Source organism: Veillonella sp. 27098_8_77, from assembly GCF_041431535.1.
Lineage (GTDB): Bacteria > Bacillota > Negativicutes > Veillonellales > Veillonellaceae > Veillonella.
Window position 1 is genome coordinate 1 of sequence record NZ_JAPVXW010000010.1, and the last position, 25,171, is coordinate 25,171.

Sequence of the window (25,171 nt, forward strand, 5' to 3'; positions counted from 1 at the left end):
GATGTTATCTAGGTTTTATTTGTATACATATAGTATATAATATAAATATATTGTATACTACATCATCAATTAACGAGGTCTACTATGCAAAAGTATTATCCTTATCTCATTACGCTGAGTCACATGATTAATGACTCATGCCAAAGCGTACTGCCTGCATTATTGCCACTGTTTATCTATACGTATGGACTGTCCTTGGAGCAAGCAGGTTTTCTCATCTTAGCGAACACGGCACTATCGTCATTGCTACAACCATTGTTAGGGTATATTTCAGACAAGCTCAATCAGCCACGACTCATCGCAGCAGGCACGCTATTATCCGCATGTAGTACGGGGATGATGGGTTTTGTTTCTTCTTATGAAAGTCTCCTCGTATGCGCTACATTAGCCGGTGTAGGTTCTTCCATTTTCCATCCTGAAGGAGCAAAAATTATGAACCGCCTCGGAGGTGGTAAAAAAGGCAAAGCAATGGGAACCTTCGCCATCGGCGGCAGTTCAGGCTTCGCCTTTGGTCCTCTATTTGCGGGCGCCATCGCCTATACAGTAGGCGCACATGGTCTAGCAGCTTTCACCGTAGCTGGTATTATTATATCTACCGTTCTATTCCTGCTCATGCCACGTATCGTAGCTCATGCACGAACAATCGATCAAGCCGTAGCCACCGAAAATCCAACAGTTGCGGCTCAGCCACTGAAAAATTATTGGAAATATTTTGGCATATTGTTCATTATCATTCTAAGCCAATCGGTTAATTTCCGCGTTATTAATGCATTTATTCCTGTGTTTTGGACTCATGAACTCGGCACAAGTCCAGAACAAGGTAGTTTTGCATTAACCGTATTCTTTAGTATCGGTATCTTTATGACCTACATTGGCGGCTTGTTAGGCGACAAATACGGTCCTATCAAAATTATTAGATTATCTCTGTTGATTTGGTTGCCATCCATGTTCCTATTAACACAAGTCCCTGATTTTTCTGTAACAATTATGATGCCACTGGCTTATCTAATTTTGCTCATGATTGGTGCTGCAAAGGCCATCAGTTACAGCCCTGTTATCGTACTGGGCCAAACATACCTAGCTAAGAGCATCGGATTTGCATCAGGCATCACCCTTGGCGTAAGCCAAACGATTGGTGGTATCATCGCACCGGTTGTAGGGAATTTAGCAGATACCTATTCCCTATCTTTGGCCATGATGACACTGGTTCCATTCCTTATTGTAGGACTAGGCGCATCATTGCTATTAAAGGATCCTAAAAAATTACAATAATATTAGAAAAACAGCGTTATGACCAAGCCGATCATAACGCTGTTTTCTTGTTTATGGGACAAAAAATAGTCCATATATAGAGCCAATTAATGCTTCAACATTTCATTCAAAATGACTACGTCAGTTTCTTTCATGCCTTGTGCAACGACACCGATACTTTTAATTGTATCATCAACGGAGTGAGCTACGAGGCCATCACCCTTTTGATAGCTCTTGTTGAGACGGGCTTGTTTATAGCCCATGAAAGCTCCATCTAAGGAGATGGCAATTTTACCGGCACAAGATGGTTTCGCCCCATCACATACGATACCGGATAGGCTAACAAGACCATTTACGAGTGTATCTTCAATGATATCTTTGCTATCGCCTTTCAAAAAGGCAATACCCGCCACACTTACAATGCCAGCCGACACAACGCCACAATATGCGGATAGTTTACCAATACCAGATTTAACGTAAAGCGTTAACAAATTGGCAAATACAAGGGCTCGGTGTAATTCTTCATCGGTTTTACCGAGTCCCTCAGCGGTTGTAATGATAGGCATCGAAACAGTCAATCCTTGGTTGCCAGAGCCGGAGCAAATAACTACAGGCAACGGGCACCCACTCATGCGTGCATCGGAACCAGCTGCGGCGCGAGCCTTACACTTGGTTTCTAGAGATGGGGTTTCATCATCAAGTAATAACAATCGACCAATATTGGCACCATAATCATTGGATAAACCTTCGTTAGAAATGGCCGTATTATATTCTACCTGTTGTTTGATGCTAGGCAAAACACCCGAAATATCCCCTGTTTTTGCAAATTCGTAGATGCTGTCGAATGTCATGGGATAAGTGCTACTTTCAGCCTCTTTAATTTCATTAATGGTTTCAGAAATCACGTTCCCATCTACAGATACATAAGTAATATTCGTATGTGCATTTTCAATGCGTACTACAACCGTATGTTCATCGGTTGTGGCCATAATTTCAATGTAGAGATTATCAACGCCTTCTGCTAATTCTACAGTGCAAAAGTTAGCATCTAACAAGGTACCTAGCCAATTACGATCTTCATCGGTAGCCGATTCTAATACCTCTAGTTCTCGTTCGGGATGGCCTACGATGGCACCGAGCACGGTAGCCGCTGCTAAGCCTTTGCGGCCCCCAGAGTTGGGAATGACAACAGATTTTACGTTCTTAATGATATTGGCACTGCATCGCGCATGAATGTGGTTGGGAAACTCATCCAATACGGATGCGGCCTTGGCTGCTGCATAGGCAAGAGCGATTGGCTCTGTACAACCAAAGGCAGGTCGCATTTCTTTTTGTAATAATGAAATATAATCCATATTATACTTCCGCGATGATTTCCACTTCTACTGCTACGCCCAATGGAAGATCTTTTACAGCCACGCAAGAACGAGCTGGTTTAGATGTAAAATATTTTGCATATACTTCGTTGAATGGTTTGAAGTCATTGATATCAGCTAAGAAGCATGTTGTTTTGATAACCTTGGAGAAATCGGAACCTGCTTCAGCTAATACAGCTTCAATATTTTTGCATACTTGTTCAGTTTGTGCTTCGATACCGCCTTCAACTACGGAACCTGTAGCAGTGTTAATCGCTACTTGACCAGAAGCGAACAAAAAACCGCCGGCTACTTTAGCTTGGGAATATGGACCTACTGCTGCAGGCGCTTTATCTGTGTGAATTGTTTTCATAATAGGACTCCTTTTTACAATACATACATATATATAAATTATTATATATTGATATTGATGTTTTTCAATATATTTTATTTAATAGATTTGAAAGCATCTGCAAAGATTGGCATAAAATATTGACGTTGTACATCGCTGGTCAATGCCAAGAACAATGTTGGTTTTTGTGGGTTCATTACGAGTGCCGCTTTTGCATAATATGGGAATTTGATACCTTCTGCATCAACTAATACGCGAGAACCTACGGTATATGTTTGATACTTTGTATTATTCATTTTTTCCATTTGTTCTGTATTTTCTACAGTAATGGTAGTAGGCTTTTGGCTTTCACCAACTACACCGATAGCAGCACTATGATTTTTACCAGCACTTACATAGATGGAACCAGGCACGTTCTTATCTGGCAATGTAAATGTTTTAGATTCTTTTGGCAATAGATTATTAACCGTAGTCAACATGAGTTGCTCTGTAATCGGATCTAACTCTCCATTATTGAGTATGGCTAATACAGGAAGAACAGATGCATTAGCCTTAGGGTTATCAAACAATGCATTGGCTGCCGTTTTTAAATCTACGGCCACTAACAAAGCGTCCTTTTGACCTGTTTTATCTTCCCCTTGTAATTGATATACATCATAGGAAACGCCCATATAGTTAAGCGCAGATAATGCTTCCTCATTACTTTGACGGGTCCGTTTATTTGTAGTTGGTTTTGCATTATCCTTAATAAGCAAATCCTTTATAATATCCAGAGAATCTGTAGTAGATGCGGTCGCCACAGTAACAGTATTCGGAACAGCCATAGTTCCTGCTAATGTTTTTACATCCTTTGCGCCTGCAAAACTAGTCACAGCACCAACTAAGCATGCTGCTAATACAAAAGTTTTTAAATGTTTCATTATTTATTGCCTCCCTTTAGGCTTTTCAACCCATACATGGATTCTAATTGTCCTGACCAGTAGTCTCGGCTCGTATCTTCGGTAGCCAAGATTTGTACTGTAAGTCCTTCATTTTGTGGCATTGCATACATAGTTAAGCTACCAGGCAATACAAAGCCATCATATTTTAAACTGCCACGCATATTCGTACCAGCCATAGTGCCAAATTTAGATGTATATGGTTTGAAGGATATTTCTGTAGCGCCTATTGTAAAGTTAGGAATGACACGTTTAAAAAGATCCACACCTTCTTGAATACTTTCTTTGTTCTTTTGCGACAACGATGCATCTTGCATAGCACTTTGTTGTATTGTCTTAAACATATCGCGATGCATAGTAGCATTTAACTTCGCCATTTGAGGTTCTAATATCTTGCGGTCAAGTGTAACTGTGGCCATTTTCAAAATAAACTTCTCTGCATTAGATTTCGTGTAAGGCTCGCTAACAGATTGTACTTTCACTTGTTTATCGGCCATTGCGGAATTAACAATTTCAGTAGCTGTACGATCTAGATAATTAATAGCCTCTTTATTTACGTTGTATGTAAGTAACCAACCCGTATGATGACCTAGTGTACTATCTCCAGATAATTGATACAAACTATACCCATCTAAGGCAGTGCCTTTAAATTCCTCTTTTACCATTGGATAGGATGTTTTTATGCGGTCATTCATAGATTTTGCAGCTCGTTCATTAGCTGTTTGAAGGGTCTTATTTTGTTCCATCGTTCTGAAAGTAGGATTTGTAGGAATCGCACCTATAGCTGTCGCATGTACACCATTATTAGTGGTAGCATACTGACCATAGCCTAAATCGATTGTATCGGCACAAGCTACAGCCGCCATGCCTACCGTTAAGCATGTAGCGCAAGCTAGCGTCATTATCTTCTTACTCCACGTTTTCATAGTCTCACCTCGTGAATATATAAACTGAATTATACAAGTAAGTTTAAATTAAGAATTTTAAATATACATATAATATTATACTATATAATTGTATTAACATGATAGGTACACCAAATTTACATTTCCCCTAATGTACTATACAATACTTAGTGATAAGAAAACGTATTTCTAACAGAAAGGAGTTGGCATTTCGCCACACTAGTATGATACAAGAATTAATTCCCCTCACTAGACCTCGCACATTGGCCGCTGCATTAGGGCCAACCATCTTAGGTGCTGCATTTAGTTATTATGCCTTCGGTGCACTTCATGGCACAGGTCTCGCCATTTTCCATACAATTCTTATATTTTTAGCCGTCGTATCGGCTCAAATCATCGCCAATTTATGGAATGAATTGAAAGATTTTAAATCCGGTCTTGATGCGGGGCAAAAAATAGGTAATGCCGGTTCTCTTACACGTGGTGCAGTGACGCCGAAGCTCATCTCCACTATGATTAAGGTTCTTATGATTGTACCTATCATCATCGGTCTCTACCTATCAGCCACCATTACATGGTGGTATATTCCGGCCGGCATCATCTGTATATTAATTAGTTTTTTGTATTCAGGTGGCCCAAAGCCGATTTCTCGCACACCATTTGGGGAAATCTCATCCGGTATCGCCATGGGTTTTGCGATTGTTCTCATTACAGGCTATGCGTGGACGCGTGAACTTTCACTAGCATTCTTAATCCCAGCACTACCGGCAACCCTATTAGTTGGATCTATCATGCTCACCAACAATATTCGAGATATTCGAAATGATGAAAAACACGGTCGTCGCACATTACCAATTGTATTAGGCCGCGACCGCGCCATCAGCCTAATGAGCATCACTTATATCTTTAACTTCATCTGGATTGGTGCATGGATCTATTTGAAAGTCCTCCCTATTCCAGCATTACTCGCATTAATAGCCATTATCCCAGCATTTAAAACCATTAACATATTCTATACCCATGTAGACGAAATCAAGCTAGATAAAGCCATGGGTACCACTGCTGGTGCCGCCATGTTATACCAATTACTATTAAGTATAGGGCTCATTATTAGTCGTTAACCAAACTAAAAGACGATACGCAGAGGAGCTACCACTCAAAACCTCCACCGGCCGGGTCTGACTTCGGCCTACGGCCTTCGCAGGGCCAAAGTCGGTTTTGAATGGCAGCTCCTCTTTCTATATAACTTTTAGTTATGGATAACTACTAATAATACATACTTGCATGATGGGAAATAATTTAGTACTATAAGCTTATCGAATTACATTTAATTTTCTCGAAAAGGAGAGTGTTTGTATGAACAAATTTTTAGCATTAGCGGCTACTGTCGTTCTCGGTGGTGCGCTATTAATTGCAGGTTGCGGCAGCGATAATAACAAAGCGGCTAACAGCGGTGACAAACAAGTATTAAAAATTGGTGCTACTGCAGTACCACATGCGGAAATCTTAGAACAAGTAAAACCAATCTTAGCAAAAGATAACATCGATTTACAAATCACAGAATTCACTGATTACAATACACCAAATCTTGCATTAGGTGATAAAGAAATCGACGCTAACTTCTTCCAACATGTACCATACATGGAGGAATTTGCAAAAGCACATAACCTTCCTCTAGTATCTGCTGGTGGCGTTCATCTTGAACCAATGGGCTTATATTCCCGTCAAATCAAAGATTTAAAAGACCTTCCTAAAGGTGCAAAAATCGCTATCCCTAATGATCCTACAAATGGTGGTCGTGCATTATTGTTATTACAAAAAGCTGGTCTTATCACATTGAAAGACTCTAACAATATCTTATCCACTGTACAAGATATTGCTTCTAACCCTAATGGTTACCAATTCGTAGAATTAGAAGCAGCGCAAGTGCCTCGTTCTATCGACGATGTTGCACTAGCAGCTATCAACACTAACTTTGCATTGAATGCAGGTCTTAACCCTGGTAAAGATGCATTGTTCATCGAATCTAATGATTCCCCTTACGTAAACATCGTAACTGTTCTTAAAGGCAATGAAAACGACCCTCGCATCAAGAAATTGATGGAAGCTCTTCATAGCCCTGAAATCAAAAAATTCATTCAAGATAAATACCAAGGTGCAATTGTTCCTGCATTCTAATGGTCACTATCTTACACTAAAAGGCTGGAGCCACGCGCTCCAGCCTTTTTCTTATATTACATTCTATTTACCAATTACATCGCATTCAGAAAAACTAAATGGTAATAGTTCCTCTATAGTTACTATTTTTATATTCCCTATCAAGTTTCCCATAATAAGAAGAGGTATTTTAAATTCAGCCATCACCTGACGACATGCACCACATGGCGCACAAGGCCCTTCCGTATCAGCAACTACGGCAAGGGCCTTAAATGTTATATGACCTTCGGATACGGCTTTGAAAATGGCCGTTCGTTCGGCACAGTTTGTAAGACCATAGGAAGCATTTTCTATATTGCATCCTTCGAAGATGGTACCATCTTCGCATAATAAAGCAGCGCCAACAGCAAAATGTGAATATGGGGAATACGAGTTTTCACGAGCTTTTATGGCGCGTTCCATAAGGTTTTGAATTTCTAATTCTGTCATACAGGGCTCCTTATTCCACAATATCAAGAATTGTATCCACCACATTTGGCATTTCGTCGCCAACCGTAATCGCCTCTATATAGGTCTTAGCCGCATTAGCAAGTAAGCTTTCATCAGAGGCATACAAGGTCGCTATGCTTTCACCTGCAGTAATGGTATCACCAGTTTTTTTGTGCATGATAATCCCTGCACTATAATCGATAGGGCCGTCTTTTACAGTGCGTCCCGCACCAAGCATAACAGATGCTATACCACATTGTTCTGTATTCATATGGGTAATGTAACCAGACTTAGGAGCCACTACATCATATGTACATTGGCCGATAGCCAGTAGGCTTTCATCATCAATCACAGAGCTATCCCCACCTTGAGCGTCAATCATGAGACGTAGACGTTCAAGAGCGGCACCAGAATCAAGGGCTTCTCTCACACGAGTGAGTGCGGTTTCATAGTCGCAGATATGACTTAAAACGAGCATATGAGCAGCCATGATAATACATTCATGGGTCAAGTCCTCAGGGCCATACCCCTTTAATGTATCAATGACCTCACGTATTTCTAAGGCATTGCCTATGGCATGACCAAGAGGACGATCCATATCCGTCAAAACAGCCTTAACGGAACGACTGTTTTCACGTCCAATATCTACCATAGCCTTAGCCAAGGCACGGGCCTCTTCAATAGTTTTCATAAAGGCCCCACTGCCCACCTTTACATCTAGAAGAATGGCTTGTGCACCAGATGCCAATTTCTTGCTCATCACGGAGGACGCAATAAGAGGAATACTGTCCACTGTTCCCGTTACATCGCGTAAAGCGTAAAGTTTTTTATCAGCTGGTGCCAAGCCTTCTGATTGTCCGATAACGGCAAGGCCTATTCTATTCACTTGGGCGATAAAATCTTCTTGGCTTAAGGATACTTTTAAATAAGGAATCGATTCCATCTTATCGATAGTGCCACCAGTATGTCCAAGACCTCTGCCAGACATTTTTGCTACCTTGCCACCACAAGCAGCCACCAGAGGAGCGATGATAAGTGTCGTCTTATCCCCTACACCGCCCGTACTATGTTTATCTACAGTGATGCCATCAATAGATGATAAATCCACCATCTGCCCAGACTGAGCCATAGAGAGTGTCAACGTACCGAGTTCACGAGCATTCATACCATTAAATACGATGGTCATCAATAGAGCACTGACTTGATAATCAGGAATAGTACCATTTACATAGCCCCCTATGACAAAGCGAATTTCCTCATCTGTTAGAGGCAGATTCGCTCTTTTTTTCAAAATAATATCATACATGCGCATAGTTACACCGCCATTCTAAGAAACCACCTAAGCACTGCCTAGGTGGTTTTTCTTTATACTTCTTCGTCCAAATAATCTTTTAGGAGCTCTACGGCCGCACTCGCTCCAATACGGCTACATCCTTCTGCAATATAAGCCTTCATATCAGCAATGGAACGAATGCCTCCAGCTGCCTTAATCTGTACATTAGGACCAATGTGCTTCTTAAATAGCTGCACATCTTCTAATGTAGCGCCACCACTACCAAATCCAGTTGAGGTCTTGATAAAATCTGCGCCACCTTCCGTTACACAATGGCATAGCTCTATCTTTTCTTCATTCGTTAAGAAGCAGGCCTCGATGATAACCTTTAAAATGTTATCACCGCATACGGATTTTAGAGCCTTAATTTCCTCTGTTATAGCATGAAAATCGCCTTGTTTTGCATCACCTAGGTTGATGACCATATCCACTTCTGATGCACCTTCTGCAATAGCTTGTTTCGCTTCTGCCACCTTGGATTCTGTCGTTTGATAGCCTAGAGGAAATCCGATAACGGTACAAACATTCAAATCGGGATATGCATTATGAGCGGATGCTACAAAATCGGGTGGAATGCAAACTGATGCCGTATGATAGGCCAATGCATCTTCACAAATCACCTTAATTTCGTCCCATGTAGCAATGGGTCTTAACAATGTGTGATCCACATAGGTTAATAGTTCTTTACCTAACATGACTACCTCCAAAACAATCTATTATTCTATCAGGATTAGTTACCATTGTAACCGAGCACGTCTTTAGAAAAATGACATCTGCTCTGGTTCTGGTTCCTTATGTAATTCGGCTTGTGCCGCTTTATTTTTTTCATCGATGAATGGTTCAAGAGGTACGCCTGTTTTTGAAAGTAGTTCAGGTAGTGAGTTCGCCCCTTTCAAGCGAGCTGCCTCGATAGCAACCTTAGCACAAGTTTCAGCATCATCTAAAGCATAGTGATGCTTAAATTCTACACCTAAGTACGCTGCCATTGTGTTCAATTTGTGATTTACCAAATCGGGCCATACGGCGCGTGAAATTTTTACAGTACACGCATAATCAAGTTCTGGCCAAGGAATTTTATAATAATCAAGAGTAGCTCGCAATACATTCATATCGAATTTTGCATTGTGAGCAATCATAATTTTTCCCTTCAAATGATTTTCATAGATAGCAGGCCATAGTTGATCAAATGTCTTTTCATGCAACACTTCTTTAGGCTCAATTCCATGAATTTCAATGCATTCTGGGTCAAAAGACATAAACGGTGGTTTAATAAGACTATACGCTTTTTTGGTAATCTGCCCATTTTCAACGGTAATAACCGCTAAAGAACAGGCACTATTTTTATATTTATTAGCTGTTTCAAAATCCAATGCTACAAAATCTAACATGGTAATCCTTTCTTAGCTATTAACAACATATTATATAAATAAGTCTGATATACATATATCAACTCGTATTAGGAATCATCTTCACTTCTCTATTATTATATCATGAACGCGAAGAAAATCGATGTACAAAAGCAGTTCTTAAGCTGACTTTCACCACGGATTTTCATTGACAGGACGCCCCATTCTATGTGAAAATTATTTAGATATATAAATACTATGGAGGTTATAACATGGCAGATGACAGATTAATCGTCGCCCTCGACGTATCCACAATGGATGCGATGAAATCTATCGTGTCCTCACTTGGGGATTCCGTTAGTTTCTACAAGGTGGGCATGGAATTATTCTACGCCGAAGGGGACCAAACGGTTCGCTATTTGCAAGAGCACGGCAAACATGTATTTCTCGATTTGAAATTACATGATATTCCTAATACGGTGGCCCATGGCGTATCTTCCCTTACTCGTTTAGGTGCCAATTTAATTACCATTCATGGTCAAGGTGGCCCTATAATGATGAAAGCTGCCGCTGAGGCTGCTCGTGAAAGCGCTGAAAAATTAGGCATCGAACGTCCAAAACTATTAGCGATTACCGTATTAACAAGCTTTGATGACGAATCTTGGACATCTATTGGCGGTCAATTACCAATTGCAGACCAAGTCATTCGCCTTGCTAAACTAGCAAAAGAATCCGGTATGGACGGTGTTGTATGTTCCGCTTTAGAGGCTAAGATGATTCGCGAAGCCTGCGGACCAGATTTCCTTATCGTTACACCAGGTATTCGCCCATCCTTTGCAGCTACAAACGACCAAAAGCGCATTGCTACACCATCGAGTGCATTACAGGATGGTGCATCTCGCCTTGTTATTGGCCGACCTATTACGCAGGCTGAACACCCACAAGAGGCGGTACGTTTAATTATTGAAGAAATGGAGAGTGTATCCAAATGATGTCAGAACAAGAAGTAAAACAATTACTTATCGATACTCAAGCAATTTTAGAAGGTCATTTCTTATTGACTTCCGGTCTACATAGCCCTATGTACGTTGAAAAATTCAACGTGTTACAACATCCAAAATACACTGAAACATTGTGTAAAGAATTGGCTGAACGTTTCCGCGATCAAAACGTAGAACTCGTTATTGGACCTATGACTGGTGGTATCTTATTAGCTCATGAAGTCGGTAAAGAATTAGGCACACGCGCTATCTTTACAGAACGTGAAAAAGGCGTTATGACATTGCGTCGTGGCTTTAAAATCGAACCGGGTACACGCGTACTTATCGTAGAAGACATCGTAACTACAGGCGGTTCCGTACAAGAAGTTGTTAACGTAGTTAACCAATCTGGCGGCGAAATCGTAGGCGTAGGCCTTCTCGTTAACCGTTCTGGCGGCAAAGCTGAGTTCGGCGTGCCAAAAGAAAAAGTACAAGCATTACTTAACCTTGAAGTACCAACATACGAACCAGAAGAATGTCCGCTCTGCAAAGAAGGCGTAGCTATGACAGAACGCGGTTCTAAACATATTAAATAATCATTTTCATGAATGCCCTACACGATATATGTAGGGCATTTTTTATCTCTATATACACAAAAGGCGTTCCCCTGAAAGGAACGCCTTTTGCGTGTGTGTATTACCAATTATTAATTAGACGAAGATTGTCCTAATGTAACTTGAGTGCTTTTCATTTTACCATTATGAGTATAGGATACTAAAATAGTGTCGCCAGGACTCTTGGCGTCAATTTGCTCTTTCAATTCGATTAATGTGCTTACATCCTTACCATCGATTTGAGCAATCGTATCACCTTCTGCAATACCAGCTCGAGCCACAGGGCCAGTAGGATCCAATTGTACAATAAGAAGGCCTTCTCCTTCATAACTTACATTATTACGAGCTGCTGTTTGACGATCTACAGCCCATACACCTAAATATGGGCGAATGACCTTACCGTTTTTAATGATAGAGTCAATAATAGGTTTTGCAGAATTAATAGGAATGGCAAAGCCCATTCCTTCTACACCTTCTTTAGAAATTTTAGAGCTATTAATGCCAATTAACTCACCATCAGCATTGAGCAATGCACCACCAGAGTTTCCTGGGTTAATGGCAGCATCAGTTTGAATCAACGGGAAACGTTGTCCTTGATCATCAATGGTACGAGCTAAAGCACTAATTACACCAGATGTAACAGAGCCTTTAAATTCAAGACCTAAGGGGTTGCCAATGGCAATTGCTGGTTCACCTACCTGTAAAGAATCGGAGTCACCTATAGCAACAGGTTGAATATTTTTTGGTGGATCTATCCTTACGACAGCTAAATCAGATTGTTCATCAGTGCCCATAACAGTACCTTTAACAGTACTACCATCGGATAATGAAACCGTAACCTCTCCATTTCTGGCACCGGATACAACGTGGTTATTCGTCACAATATGACCTTCATTGTCGATTAAAACACCGGAACCAACGCCTTCACCTGCGTAAATGGTACGATTAAAAATATCCTTTTGGAATACTTGTGTTGTAATCCCCACTACAGCCGGGCCTGATTTTTTAGCCGCTTGTACAACATAGGTATTACGAGCTTCAGTCAAAGGTTTTGTTTGCTTAGTTTGATTTGTTACCACACTCTGTTGCGTACCTGCTGGTGTACCGAAGAAATAATAGCCTCCTCCTACACCTACGCAGAGTGCAATAGCACATGCTATGATCTGTTTCTTATATTGTTTTATATTCATATACTGTCTCCTATTTTAATTGTATGCAATCAATGCACACTTATTATATGGCTTATTTCGTAGATTTGCAATATAACAATTTCTACCATTCCTAAATTATGTGTAAAAAACGGGAAAACAAAAGAGGTATTCATTAGCATTAACTAATGAATACCTCTTTTGCATATAGTTTGAGAGTGTAAAGACTGTGAGAGAGAGTTATATATGAAGACGGAAAAGTTGAGAGAGAACTTATTAAGAGAGAGAAGTTAAGTGTATCTTTTCCGTATATCTTCATAATAATCCTTACAGTTATAGTATACACAAAATCTCTAAAAAATAAAGTATAGTATATAAAAAATATATAAAACATCAATTATTTCTCTATAAGATTAGCCTCAAAACATATATAACATCAACAACTCACCAATCCATGAGCTAAAAGTGAATTTAGTTGTGCTTTTTATACAAACTTGTAACCTACGCCCCAAACAGTGATAATATGTTTGCTATCAGATGGATTTTCTTCGATTTCTTCACGCAAACGATTAATATGAACAGCTACCGTTGCATAATCACCATAAGAATCTAATCCCCATACACGGGAATATAATTCTTCTTTGGAGAATACAATATCGCGGTTACGCATAAGAAATTCTAATAGTTGGAACTCTTTTTTCTTAAGATGAACTTCTTTGTCATTTACCCAAACCTTCATCATCTTAGGATCAAGGCGAATATCTCCAGATTGAATAGCATTTGTATCAACAACATCTTTTTCAGTAAGTCGTTTATATTGAGCTAACATAGCCTTAATTTTTGCAATCAATACAGATGGAGAGAATGGTTTTTCGATGTAATCATCAGCACCTACGCCAAGGCCACGGATTTTATCGATATCATCGAGGCGTGCCGTTACCATCACAATTGGTACGCGCACTTTATCACGAATGGCGCGACATACTTCAAAACCGTCCATTTCTGGCAACATAACGTCCAAAATGATTAAATCTACTGGCGTATTCAAAGCAGCTTCAATACCATCGGTACCATTATTCATAACAGTTACGTCATAACCAGCAACCATCAAATAATCACGCTCAATATTAGCAATATCAATATCGTCTTCAATTATTAGAATATGTTCACTCATGATTTTCTCCTTTTTTCGGGAACTCTAAAATAATCCTAAGTCCATGTGGTCTAATATTTTCTATCACTACACGACCTTCGAAAATTTCCATAATACGTCTAATAATCGAAAGACCAAGTCCACTCCCCTCCTGTGGATTAGTGCGGGACGAATCAACTCGATAAAACGGACGCATAAGTCGGTCAAGTGACTCTGGCGGAACCCCAGGGCCATCATCACTTACCACACAGTACACATGACTTTCATCTTCGGTGACATCAATAACACTATGTCCTATATCTGCCATCTTATATTTTGCACTATTATTTAAAATATTTTGCAAGACCCGCTGTAATAATTGCGGATTTGCCATAATAGTAGCATTCTTAACTGTAATACGTTGGCTTAGCTCAAGACCTCTAGACTTGTAATGCTCTATATGATCTTCTACGAAACCTTGTACGTATTTCCCTAATTCTATTTCCTCCGATGGTCTAGATTCCTTTTTATAGTTCAATGTTGTAATAAGGAACAATTCCTCCAACATAGAATCTAAATCATTGGCGCGCTTCAAAATGATTCCCATATAGCGCTTTTGTTGCTCTTCGGTTGGCGCGATACCATCCCGAACGCCTTCTGCATAAGCCTTAATTGCAGTTAATGGAGTACGGATATCATGAGAGATACCTGCAAGCAATTCTTTTTGTTGCTCCTGCTCCATTTCGATTTGGTAATTAGCAGCTCGTAATGATTCCGTCATATTGCGGACGTGAATCATAATAAACTTCGTCACAAATCGGTTGATTGCAAAAAACGTAACTATAAACAAAAGTAATGCAACAATGCTAATGTAGAACGAAACAGTTTCCATCAAGCTATCACTACCATGCACAGCTCGTTTAATAGCTATGTGATATAGATATGCATGACGACCTTCATTCTTACGCATTTCGTACACAAAGGTATGATTTGACTGATAGACAATCCCTTGTAACTCAGGGTTTACATCAATCAAGCCAACGATAGCAGATTCATTATAAATCTGTTGTGTACCGTAAGAATATAGAACCTTTCCCTGATCGAGAATTTCTACATACACCTCATTAGGGTCTAACAAACTATAGCTTGGTTTAACAAGAGAATCCATTAAACCATTGTCTATACCATAAAAGGTAATAGTCTCAGCCACACGGCTAACACTTTTAAACTGTTGTTCTTGCTCGATACGCAAATAGTATCCGGCATTCGCTAAAATGCGTAGTCCTGAAAAATATAACAAAAATAGAATAATTGCAATTAATATAGGAACTACAAATAGAACAACATTGGATATCCAAATTCTAATTTGTAAATTCACAGGATTACCTCAATATCATAATTAGTAGATACTCCTTATAGTGTACGCTATTTTGCTCATGATTAGCAAGAGAAAATATAAAATTCGTATAAACATAAAAACAGCTCTACCTGTACAGGTAGAGCTGTAAATATTGAGATTAACGACGGTTAGCTTCGAAGAAGTTAATTGCAACTTCTGGGAACATAGCGTATGTTAATACGTCTTCTTCAGTGATGCCAGTGTAACCTTTGGAGTTCAAATCTTCAGTGTAGCCTGCCAATTCAGGTTCGATAAGATCTGCTGGACGGCAAGTGATAGGTTCTTCATCGCCAATGATAGTTTCTTTAATTTCTTTAGAAATTGGAGCTGGCAATGCACCATATTTACCGCGTACAAGGTCTTTAACTTCGTTAGGAACCATTTTATAACGGTCGCCCATCATAACGTTCATCATAGCCATTGTACCAACGATTTGGGATGTTGGAGTTACCAATGGAGGGTAACCCAAGTCAGCACGTACGCGTGGCATTTCATCCATAACGTCGAAGAAGCGATCGCCCATGCCCATTTCGTTTAATTGGTTTTGAGTATTGGACAACATACCGCCAGGAATTTGGTAACGACGAACAGCTGGGATTACATCACTAGCTGGTTTCAAATTGAATTCTTCAGCGATTTGTTGTTTTACTTTACGGAAGTGTTCAACCAATGGAATGAATTTATCAAGATCTAAGCCTGTATCCCATTCAGTACCTTTGAACATTTCGATGATTGTTTCAGTAGCTGGTTGGCTAGTTGCATGAGCAAATGGGGAGATAGCAGTATCGATGATATCTACGCCAGCTTTAGCAGCTTCCCAGTATGTAGTAGTTGCAAGACCGCAAGTGAAATGGCTGTGCAAGTCGATTGGCAATTCACCAAAACGTTTTTTGAATGTACTAATCATTTCATATGCATCTTTTGGAGCCATCAAACCAGACATATCTTTGATGCAAAGGGAATCAGTACCCATTTCTACCAAAGTTTCAGCAACTTTCAAGAAGCTTTCAGTTGTGTGAACTGGAGAAATAGTGTATACCATAGCGGATTGAACATGAGCGCCTGCTTTTTTGGAGTATTTAATAGCAGCTTCCATGTTACGAGGGTCGTTCAAAGCATCGAAAATACGGATGCGATCGATACCATTGCGAACAGCAGCTTTACAGAATGCTTCTACTACGTCATCGGAGTAGTGTTTGTAACCCAACAAGTTTTGACCACGAAGTAACATTTGTAGTGGTGTATTTTTTACATTAGCTTTTAATTTGCGAAGGCGTTCCCAAGGATCTTCGTTCAAGAAACGAAGGCAGCTATCATAAGTAGCACCGCCCCAACATTCAAGAGCTTCATAACCGATTTCATCTAAAAGGCCAAGTACAGGTTCCATTTGTTCGTAACGCATACGAGTTGCCAAAATAGATTGATGACCGTCACGAAGAACGGTATCCATAAGTTTTAATTTTTTAGCCATGTTAATCCTCCAATTCGAAATAGTTTAGTGATGTAAATTTATACATACACTCAATGACTATTTCATACCTATTTATCAACAATTCCTATAGTTCCTACTTATGTAGGTAAAATGTGATAGGAATTATTGGAACATACTTATATTAGACTACTTCTAAAATTCTTTGTCAACAAGTATATTATGCTTATTTATCATCAAAATGCATGCATCTTTGATATAAAAGTGTAAAAAAAATCACCAAAAGAACCGGTTATGCTAGATTTTATCTTGCATTTTTAATCATTACCAAATGAGTATGTTAATGAGAATTCAAAAGCAAACCAATCATCATATCGTTATAATTTTTATTTATGTACAAAAGCATATCAGTATTTATTGATGTAGTACAACGAATTATCTTGATTTACAATCCTTGTTATCACTTTTTATGATAACTGGTGAAGACAATCTAAAATTCATGAATATACATTTTCTATTTCAAATATACCTGTTTTTACTTTACCTTTTTAGGAGCTGTTTCAAGGACAATATTCTTACCATCTCGTTTTACTTGAATAGAGAATGCTCCTTCTCCTTCTTTAAAATACTCCATTTTAATATCCAACAACATCTTACCGATAAGCGTTTCCACCTTTTCAGTTAAAAACTCACGATAGAATGCATCTTGGTTTTGTTTAGGACTTTGATGAATCACAGGTTTCGCTGCATTGCGTTCCGCCTGCATCATAGTTTCTTCAAAGTTATCATCGCCACCCCATTGCTTCATCATTTCTGCGTCGGATAAGCCTTTTTGAATTTTAAACTTTGCCATTATATACTCCTATTCTACTAGTTAGACGACACAATATAATGCGTATTCTAACTAACTTTATATATTGTCACTCTTATTTAAGTCTAATTCTTTACACCTAATAATTCAATAATATGTTCCTTCACCATAACGGGATCAATACCAGACATACAGTACGCTTTTCCCTTCGGACATTTACGTTTACGGCATCCTAAGCAATCCATATCATGATTTTGTAACACTTTATAGGTTCCAGTTAGAGGTCCCCACTCTACGGGGTTTGTAGGGCCAAATAGGGCGATTACAGGCCGATTTAGAGCTACGGCCATATGCAGTGCACCCGTATCACAGGCCACTACCACATCACATTCATCAAGAAGAGCCGCCATTTCACGTAATGTAGTCTTGCCTAATTTATTGTAAACTGGCAAGTCCTCTTTCTCTACATGTTGCATCAAATCTTCAAACTCTTGCGCTTCTTTTGGTCCACCAAAGCATATAAAATTACTTCTATAGGACAGGGAATCAATTAGTTGTTGCCACTTTTCATGAGGCCAGGACTTAGTCTGCCATGATGAACCTAAAACTAAACCTATCAACGGTCTATCTTTTTCTGCAAACGCCGTTTCCACTTCGGATTTAGCCCGTTGTTGCTCATCAGCTGTTACAATGAGATCCATTAGATCCATATTCTCAGTCTCAATAGGGATAGTCTCTGTATTCAATGCACCGGGCAGTAATTTAGCTACATCAAGATATTGCTCTATAACATGCTTTGACCGATCCTTTGATTTGTAATTCGTAAACAACCAATTCAGTTCTTTAGTACCACCTAATCCTAGCCGTATAGGTGCACCAGAGGCCAATAGTACAAGCCCCGTAATAAGCCTACCTTGAACATCAACAGCTATATCGAAGTGATAAGGCTTTAAACGTTTTCGTAGATCCCACCACATGTTCCACATGGTACGAAGGTGTAATTTTTTTGAATGAGCCTCATATACATCTCGCTCCCAAGGAATTATATGATCTACATAGGGATTATGTTCTAATAGTTCAGCCATACTAGGTGTAACAATCCAATGTAATTTTGCATTCGGATACTGTTGCTTTATCCACCTTGCGGCGGCTGTGGCATGCAGTATATCACCAATATAGCTGAGCCGTACAAACAATATATTCATAGACAACCGCCTTTCTCATGCATTATCTCCCCGTTAAATCACCATCTCGTATACTCATATACCGATTATAACGAAATATATATGAGTTCAACTTGAATTATGTCGTATAAAACTAAATAATTTTATAAATAAAGCCTTTATAACCTGCGATTATAAAGGCTTTATATTAATTCTTTTTCTTAGAGCTAGAGTCTTTAGAGGATTTATCGTTATCTTCTGTTACTTTGATCGTATCATCACTGCCATTGGCAATAATTTCTTTCACCGCATTCATAGTCACTTCAGATAAGGTAGTCGGATTATTATATTTATAAATAGGTTTAAATCCTACACCTAATTTACCAGAGTATACAGTTAATACATTATTATCTTCATCAACACGAGCAATATAGATGGTCTTGCTAGTATCTACACCAAGCAAACGGAATCGTCCAGGTGGGTTGATAACACGCCAGCCACCTTCGATTCCATTAAACATGAAGATGTCGCCAGTCTTAGCATTATCGTAGAAGAAATTATCTTCATCATAGAATACAGCAATACGACCAATGTCCGTAGCTTGCATGTAAACGCGACGCGTATCATAGTTCGCATCAGTTCTGTAAATCCGATATGCACCTTCACGGACTTTCACCTTCATGTACACCACATTCGTCGCTTCGGAATATGCCGCATCAACAATACGACTACCCTTTGGTACATCTTCGAGTTCTGTATCTACTTCGTGTTCTGGATCATCTGCATTGAGTCGAGCCATAACAACCTTATTGTCCGTATACAGACCCATAATTGCATAGTTACGATCTGGCATCCAGTCAAAATAGCTAATGGAGCGACCTTTCAAACTAACCGTTGTGGGCTTGCTTTCACCAGCCTTATAAATCCGAAGAGACTCATCTGTAACAACAGCCATGAACTGATGGTCATAAGATACGTATTTACGCCCCTCTTTTACATCAGGGAAATTTTTCGTGTCATCCTTAGATGCACCAGAGACGTTAAATTCCGTAGTCGGTGCAAACATATATTGATCAAGGTACAGATACACCCCTCCTTGCAGTAGAATGCCTACCGCAAAGGCGCTCAGTACACGCGTAAAAGGTTTCATCGTTCCTCCTATTTCACGATAAACGCCGTAGGAATCATCCGTTCCCCTAACAAATCGGCTGGTTTATTTACAACTTTGCCATTTAAATACAATGTAGAGCTAGAACCACCATCGAGGTTAGCCGCAATGTAAGCGCCCTTTTCATAAAGTACATCTTGTACATCACGCAAGGTAGCACCCAAGGAATAGCCTGGTTGACGACCGTCGATTACAACGAACAACACAGTACCATCCTTACGTTGACCTATGGCCGTACGAGGACCTACGCCCCAACCGCCATCACCATCGGTGATCATCTTCTTACCATCTACGATAAGAGGCGGCCCAAAGGTAATACCTTCCATGGCTTTCATATCAGCTAATTCGGTTTTATCATAGTTGCCCGCAATGAGGTTACCAGATTTAGAGAAGCCTACAAAATCAACGGATTCATCAGGACCTACATCCTTACCGATGATATAATCCCCTTCGTGAAGAATAAAGCCATATGGCAAACGTCCTGTACCAGTACCATTAGGATCGTGGAAGCCACCACCATTGATAGCCGCTACAGCACCATTCATTTTAGCGATGTTACTTGTGGTATCCCCTTTTTCTTGGATGTTTGCAGCTGTCGCTACTTGGATGCGACGAGGATCTGGAATTTCAAGCACGTACCCTACATAACGGGAAGACTCAATTTTTTCCAATTTTAGGTCTTTATCTTCGCGAGCATTAAATTTAAATAAATCTTGACTCTTTACAACGCCTACTGTCCCCAAAATAGATTGCAATTCATCATTGCTAAATAGCCATGTGATGTATTGAGGGTGACGAGATTGTAAGATAGCACCAATTACGGCACGTTTTACATTATTAAATGGTCCAAACAATACCACGAATGGTGATGTGACTGCGGTAAATAAGAACACCATAATGATGAACTTTACCCAATTCTTTTTAAACAATGTATATCTCCTTATAAATCACTGTAATGTTCAGTGCTAATTCGCTCTTCAAAATGCTTGATGTCTACGGCATTACCAACCCAAACGCGTAAAATATTGTATGGATTATCCCCTGTATGAGCCCAACCGGACTTCATAGCCATTGCCATCTTTATACCACTGTCTTTTGTGGCAACATCTGTATCCTTATTTTTATCCCCATAGGGATAACAAAACCAAGGATTATCTTTAATGCCTAGCTTATCAGCTAACGCATGTTGTGCTTTTTGAATATTTTCCATTTGTGCTGCTTTTGAAAGTTGGCCCATTTCCACATGTTGGAATCCATGATTAGAAATAGTTATACCATTATCTTTCATTTCTTTTAGCTGTTCCCATGTAAGCCGCGTGCCTACATCGCCCGGATTAACAAATACAGTAGCAGCAAAACCATATTCTTTCATCAATGGATACACGATAGAGTATGTATCTGCATAACCATCATCAAAGGTCAATACTACAGGCTTTTCAGGTACCGCAGCACCATTAACTACATAATCGTATAATTGATCCATCGTCAACGGATGGTACCCATTGTCCTTAAGGAACTTCATTTGCTGACGGAATAAATCCTCGCGGATAACCGCATCATTATCTTTATCATCGCCAATCTTGTGATACATGAGCACTGGAATTCCCGACGGATGTACCATCGTAACCTCTTGTACAGGTGACGTTTTAGTTTCATTTTCTGTCGTTTGCTGTGAAAGCATTCCACATCCTGCTACCATCGTAGCAATTACAATTGTGAAAAGCACTACCAATGAAAATCGTTTCATAGGTCCCCCTTTATATAGACACAATTTAATACCTTATATTATATCATTTATAAAGAGAATAGTAAAAATCAACGTACTACGATTTGCTACACTCAGGACCATATTGTAATCTACTCAATAATGTTTTAATATTTAAATTATAATACATATCACATACACTATACTATGCAACAAAGGATTCACTATGAAAAAACGCCTAACCATTATCCAAATGGACGTCCATGTAAATGACGTAGAATATAATTACAATCGTGTTCAAGAGTTACTCGTTCAATCTCTTTCTGAAAGCCCAGATATTATCGTATTACCGGAGACATGGAATACAGGATTTTATCCCTCCAAAGAATTATTCAACATCGCTGATAGAAATGGAGAACGAACAAAATCATTATTGAGTACATTTGCGAAAGAGCATAACGTAAATATCGTAGGCGGTTCTGTCGCAGTTGCCAAAAATGATGTTGTATTCAATACATCCTATGCCTATAACCGCGAAGGCAAACTCGTCGGAGAATACTCAAAAATGCACGGCTTTAGTCCGGCGAAAGAAGATCAATACTTCGCAGGCGGTACTAATACCACACATTTTGAGTTAGATGGCATTCCGTGTAGCACTGTCATCTGTTACGACATCCGCTTTCCAGAATTAGTGCGCATGGCCGCATTACCAAATACAGAATTGCTATTTGTACCGGCCCAATGGCCTACCATGCGCCTACGACACTGGCAAGTACTCAATGAAGTACGGGCCATCGAAAACCAATTATTCGTATGTGCTGTAAATGGCTGTGGTACAGTTGGACGCGTTCAAAGTACAGGTCACTCTGCTGTATATGATCCATGGGGTACAAACCTATTGGAAATGGATACTGAAGAGGGTATTGCTTCTGCTGATATTGATTTTAATGTTGTCGAAGACATTCGCAACAAAATCAATATATTCAGGGACCGTAAACCAGAACTGTATAATCTATAATCTTATAACACAAAAGACACATTGCAAGGATTTGCAATGTGTCTTTTACATTAGAATTCAATAAGCTTCCACATATCCTCTGGCACTTGTTCGAGAGGTTTATTTTTTGCTATCGCTTCTTTCAAAATATCAATCGTATCTTGAACCTCTTGTTTATCCTTTGTATTTGGATCATGGAGGATAACACGATTTAAAGAATCTTCGCCAAATTGTTTTAAATATTCCTTTTCTACTTGGTTTAATTCACGACGTAAGTATTTCATTAATATGACCTCTTATAAATTATATTTTTGTTGAATCTCTTTTACCGTAAAGGTATCCGAATCCATACTAAACTCAAACAATGCTTCTTTTGCTATCATTAGATCATGCTCATCTTCGATTTTTTCTAATAATGTTTTCTTAAGTAAATTTTCTATTGTCGTTTTTTTCATCTTTGCAAAATCATTGAAGAGTACAAATTCTTCATGAGATAAATTTAGATTGATAGTAGCCATAAAATTACCTCCTAATATACTCAATCTAATATATTAGGAGGTAATTGTCTACAAATTTACAATAGATATATCTATATTATTTTGTCATACTTGCTTTTAATGCAGCAATTTCTGCACGAAGTTCTTGTAATTGAGTATCTTGTGCAACATCCTTAGCTTTTAAAGCACTGTTTTCTGCTTGTAAAGATTTAATTTGACTATTCATTTGAGCTTTGCTCATAGCATTGCCAGCCCCCACTTTAAGAGATACTCCAGCATTGACCATATTCTCACCATTGCCTACAGCACCACCCACACTAATTGTCGTCATGTCATTAGGGCTATAGGATCCACCAATTGCCACGGCTTTTTGACCATTATAGATACCAACGCCAGCAGCCACACCGAACTTTGTGCCATCGCCACTTACAGGATGCAAGGCTGCTAATGCCGCTGCACCGGCACCAACTTTATTAATGCGAGTATCAAGGTTTGATACTCGTTGGTTAATAGACACCATTCCTAATTCCACACTACCAACACGTTGATCCAATGTATTGAGATTACTTTCAACAGTAGCAAAACGATTATTTGTAGCAGCAGTATGTGCCGTTAGTGTTTCTGTATTTGATTTTACCTCTTTACCAAGATTTGTAACACTTGTATCAATTGTACTCACCTTAGTTTCAACATTTGTAACACGAGCATCAACCTTTGTTACCTTAGCATCTACTGATTTTACAGATTTTTCTACTGTATTAACACGTTTGTCGATATTCGTAAATTGTTGATTAATAACAGTACCACTATTCTTCATTTCTTTACGCACAGCACTTAATTGTTCTTCTGTAGCAGCACGGCCTTGCGTACCAAAGTCTTTAGCATCTACTGTTGTATTTGTTAAGCCTGTAATCGTAGATTGACTTTTTTCTCCGTTGATAACAATATCACCAGCAGTAATAGTTTTACCAGTAATCACTGTTTCTGTAGCACCTATTGCACCATTATCTGTAGTTCTAAATACTGTACCAGTTTGTTTTACCTTCACACTGTTAGATTGACCACGACCATTATCTACAGATTGATCAATGCCATTTTTACTTACAATAAGGCGGCTATCTTCGGAGCGTACTACAAGACCACCTTGTTTGAACTCTAAGGAGTCTTTTATCGTTGGCACAACTTTTAAATTTTCTGTACGTACAGAACCACCATCGATTTCTGTGTAGTGTTCGCTTGCATATGCTGCATTGCTTACAAGTACCTTACCGTCTTGAATAGTAGTGTTTTTCTTAGTACTGCCTGCATAATCTGTACCTGTTACACTCATACCCTCGCTATTAAAATTAAATTCTTTAGAACCACCGAACATGCCTTTTGAAGCAGATGCAGAGATGCTTCCTTCAGTTCCACTAATATTGACATAATTCGCTGCATCAATAGAGGCAATTCCACCGAGTGTAATAAGCACTGCAAGAGTAGCCGCCGTTACAGTACTACTCTTTAACACACTACTAGATTTACCTGTCCGTTTTGCAATCTCGGATACAACAGTATAACAACCTTTTTTGACATTAAAAATTACTCGATACACCTTATTCATTTGAAAGTTCCCTCCTAAAGCTCTCACACTATAAGTTGTTATATCATTTTCACACTCTCTCTTGTATGAAAATGAATATCATCATCAATATATCTGTTTATATTTCTAATGTCAATATTTTATTTATTTTTAAGTATATTTATCAGTTAATTAAATGCTAGATGAAATTATTTTTATGAGTAAAAATGAACTATCACCTATATTTAGGCATACAAAAAAGACATGTTACTCTTCTCTCGTCTCTCTCGTAACATGTCTTAATTTGTATATAGATCTCTCGAACTATATCATATTATATCTGGCTGAACTCTCTAATCCCTTTTTGACACGCCAGTATGTCTACAATTATTTTATATTTTAAAATAATCTATGTCAATATTTTATTTTTAGTTAATAATT

General features: G+C 39.0%; 26 protein-coding genes. 6 read left to right on the forward strand and 20 right to left on the reverse strand.

The genetic code is table 11. The features are described 5' to 3' along the window. The first annotated feature begins 84 nt into the window (after window positions 1-84). Entirely contained in the window at window positions 85-1,272 is a 1,188-nt protein-coding gene (locus tag O3617_RS06800; RefSeq protein ID WP_371449274.1) for an MFS transporter, read from the forward strand. 86 nt (window positions 1,273-1,358) lie between these two features. Here the strand turns inward: O3617_RS06800 and O3617_RS06805 are convergent, their stop codons facing one another. The 4 genes from O3617_RS06805 to O3617_RS06820 all read right to left on the reverse strand — a co-directional run bounded on the left by O3617_RS06805 (window position 1,359) and on the right by O3617_RS06820 (window position 4,822). Beyond that, complete coding sequence (locus O3617_RS06805; RefSeq protein WP_371449275.1) at window positions 1,359-2,606, reverse strand: serine dehydratase subunit alpha family protein; 1,248 nt, start codon at window positions 2,604-2,606, stop codon at window positions 1,359-1,361. A 1-nt stretch (window position 2,607) separates the two neighbouring features. Then, window positions 2,608-2,979 (reverse strand): RidA family protein, encoded by a 372-nt coding sequence (locus O3617_RS06810; RefSeq protein WP_371449276.1) that lies wholly within the window; start codon window positions 2,977-2,979, stop codon window positions 2,608-2,610. Between the two features lie 74 nt (window positions 2,980-3,053). Further along, window positions 3,054-3,878 carry a hypothetical protein gene (locus tag O3617_RS06815; protein WP_371449277.1) on the reverse strand — a complete coding sequence of 275 codons (825 nt, stop codon included), beginning with the start codon at window positions 3,876-3,878 and terminating at the stop codon, window positions 3,054-3,056. Then, window positions 3,878-4,822 (reverse strand): glutamyl-tRNA amidotransferase, encoded by a 945-nt coding sequence (locus O3617_RS06820; protein WP_371449278.1) that lies wholly within the window; start codon window positions 4,820-4,822, stop codon window positions 3,878-3,880. The genes O3617_RS06815 and O3617_RS06820 overlap by 1 nt, the downstream gene beginning before the upstream one ends. Before the next feature lie 203 nt (window positions 4,823-5,025). Between O3617_RS06820 and O3617_RS06825 the strand changes: the two genes are divergently transcribed. Further along, on the forward strand, window positions 5,026-5,922 hold the full coding sequence (locus O3617_RS06825) for a prenyltransferase (RefSeq protein ID WP_371449279.1): 897 nt from the start codon (window positions 5,026-5,028) through the stop codon (window positions 5,920-5,922). 235 nt (window positions 5,923-6,157) lie between these two features. Continuing rightward, window positions 6,158-6,979 (forward strand): MetQ/NlpA family ABC transporter substrate-binding protein, encoded by an 822-nt coding sequence (locus tag O3617_RS06830; protein WP_371449280.1) that lies wholly within the window; start codon window positions 6,158-6,160, stop codon window positions 6,977-6,979. Between the two features lie 63 nt (window positions 6,980-7,042). Here the strand turns inward: O3617_RS06830 and O3617_RS06835 are convergent, their stop codons facing one another. The 4 genes from O3617_RS06835 to O3617_RS06850 form a co-directional block, all read right to left on the reverse strand. Continuing rightward, the gene (locus O3617_RS06835; protein WP_371449281.1) at window positions 7,043-7,447 is read right to left on the reverse strand and encodes a cytidine deaminase; all 405 of its coding nucleotides are present in this window, start codon (window positions 7,445-7,447) and stop codon (window positions 7,043-7,045) included. A gap of 10 nt (window positions 7,448-7,457) precedes the next feature. Beyond that, window positions 7,458-8,759, reverse strand: coding sequence for a pyrimidine-nucleoside phosphorylase (locus tag O3617_RS06840; protein WP_371441821.1), 1,302 nt, complete (start codon window positions 8,757-8,759; stop codon window positions 7,458-7,460). A gap of 53 nt (window positions 8,760-8,812) precedes the next feature. Then, on the reverse strand, window positions 8,813-9,475 hold the full coding sequence (deoC, locus tag O3617_RS06845) for a deoxyribose-phosphate aldolase (protein WP_371441822.1): 663 nt from the start codon (window positions 9,473-9,475) through the stop codon (window positions 8,813-8,815). Between the two features lie 63 nt (window positions 9,476-9,538). Continuing rightward, a complete protein-coding gene (locus O3617_RS06850) occupies window positions 9,539-10,168 on the reverse strand; it encodes a 3'-5' exonuclease (RefSeq protein WP_016475950.1) in 630 nt (209 codons plus the stop codon). A 230-nt stretch (window positions 10,169-10,398) separates the two neighbouring features. Between O3617_RS06850 and pyrF the strand changes: the two genes are divergently transcribed. Both pyrF and pyrE read left to right on the forward strand, forming a co-directional pair. Next, window positions 10,399-11,118 (forward strand): orotidine-5'-phosphate decarboxylase, encoded by a 720-nt coding sequence (gene pyrF, locus O3617_RS06855; RefSeq protein ID WP_005375655.1) that lies wholly within the window; start codon window positions 10,399-10,401, stop codon window positions 11,116-11,118. Then, entirely contained in the window at window positions 11,115-11,702 is a 588-nt protein-coding gene (gene pyrE / locus O3617_RS06860; protein WP_371441823.1) for an orotate phosphoribosyltransferase, read from the forward strand. The genes pyrF and pyrE overlap by 4 nt, the downstream gene beginning before the upstream one ends. A gap of 110 nt (window positions 11,703-11,812) precedes the next feature. On the opposite strand, the gene O3617_RS06865 is transcribed toward pyrE, so the two are convergent. The 9 genes from O3617_RS06865 to O3617_RS06905 all read right to left on the reverse strand — a co-directional run bounded on the left by O3617_RS06865 (window position 11,813) and on the right by O3617_RS06905 (window position 21,717). After that, window positions 11,813-12,910 (reverse strand): S1C family serine protease, encoded by a 1,098-nt coding sequence (locus O3617_RS06865; protein WP_371441824.1) that lies wholly within the window; start codon window positions 12,908-12,910, stop codon window positions 11,813-11,815. A 442-nt stretch (window positions 12,911-13,352) separates the two neighbouring features. Further along, window positions 13,353-14,042 (reverse strand): response regulator transcription factor, encoded by a 690-nt coding sequence (locus O3617_RS06870; protein ID WP_005377711.1) that lies wholly within the window; start codon window positions 14,040-14,042, stop codon window positions 13,353-13,355. Next, window positions 14,035-15,378: a sensor histidine kinase gene (locus O3617_RS06875; RefSeq protein ID WP_367890895.1), complete on the reverse strand. Its 1,344-nt coding sequence runs from the start codon at window positions 15,376-15,378 to the stop codon at window positions 14,035-14,037. The genes O3617_RS06870 and O3617_RS06875 overlap by 8 nt, the downstream gene beginning before the upstream one ends. 139 nt (window positions 15,379-15,517) lie before the next feature. Then, entirely contained in the window at window positions 15,518-16,870 is a 1,353-nt protein-coding gene (locus tag O3617_RS06880) for a pyruvate carboxylase subunit B (RefSeq protein ID WP_302943417.1), read from the reverse strand. 493 nt (window positions 16,871-17,363) lie between these two features. Then, a complete protein-coding gene (locus O3617_RS06885) occupies window positions 17,364-17,681 on the reverse strand; it encodes a hypothetical protein (RefSeq protein WP_298605764.1) in 318 nt (105 codons plus the stop codon). A gap of 83 nt (window positions 17,682-17,764) precedes the next feature. Further along, complete coding sequence (gene waaF / locus O3617_RS06890) at window positions 17,765-18,844, reverse strand: lipopolysaccharide heptosyltransferase II (RefSeq protein WP_371441825.1); 1,080 nt, start codon at window positions 18,842-18,844, stop codon at window positions 17,765-17,767. Between the two features lie 166 nt (window positions 18,845-19,010). Then, complete coding sequence (locus O3617_RS06895) at window positions 19,011-19,952, reverse strand: hypothetical protein (protein ID WP_302943385.1); 942 nt, start codon at window positions 19,950-19,952, stop codon at window positions 19,011-19,013. A gap of 8 nt (window positions 19,953-19,960) precedes the next feature. Further along, entirely contained in the window at window positions 19,961-20,899 is a 939-nt protein-coding gene (locus tag O3617_RS06900; RefSeq protein ID WP_005377648.1) for a phosphodiester glycosidase family protein, read from the reverse strand. Between the two features lie 11 nt (window positions 20,900-20,910). Further along, window positions 20,911-21,717, reverse strand: coding sequence for a polysaccharide deacetylase family protein (locus tag O3617_RS06905; protein ID WP_371449282.1), 807 nt, complete (start codon window positions 21,715-21,717; stop codon window positions 20,911-20,913). 184 nt (window positions 21,718-21,901) lie between these two features. Here O3617_RS06905 and O3617_RS06910 point away from each other — a divergent pair, with 184 nt between their 5' ends. Continuing rightward, window positions 21,902-22,693, forward strand: a complete 792-nt coding sequence (locus O3617_RS06910; protein ID WP_371449283.1) for a carbon-nitrogen family hydrolase — start codon at window positions 21,902-21,904, stop codon at window positions 22,691-22,693. A gap of 50 nt (window positions 22,694-22,743) precedes the next feature. Here O3617_RS06910 and O3617_RS06915 read toward each other — a convergent pair whose 3' ends face one another. The 3 genes from O3617_RS06915 to O3617_RS06925 all read right to left on the reverse strand — a co-directional run bounded on the left by O3617_RS06915 (window position 22,744) and on the right by O3617_RS06925 (window position 24,772). Then, on the reverse strand, window positions 22,744-22,956 hold the full coding sequence (locus tag O3617_RS06915) for a hypothetical protein (protein WP_005380157.1): 213 nt from the start codon (window positions 22,954-22,956) through the stop codon (window positions 22,744-22,746). A 12-nt stretch (window positions 22,957-22,968) separates the two neighbouring features. Next, a complete protein-coding gene (relB, locus tag O3617_RS06920; RefSeq protein WP_371449284.1) occupies window positions 22,969-23,190 on the reverse strand; it encodes a type II toxin-antitoxin system RelB family antitoxin in 222 nt (73 codons plus the stop codon). A gap of 76 nt (window positions 23,191-23,266) precedes the next feature. Further along, entirely contained in the window at window positions 23,267-24,772 is a 1,506-nt protein-coding gene (locus O3617_RS06925; RefSeq protein WP_371449286.1) for an ESPR-type extended signal peptide-containing protein, read from the reverse strand. Window positions 24,773-25,171: the final 399 nt, after the last annotated feature.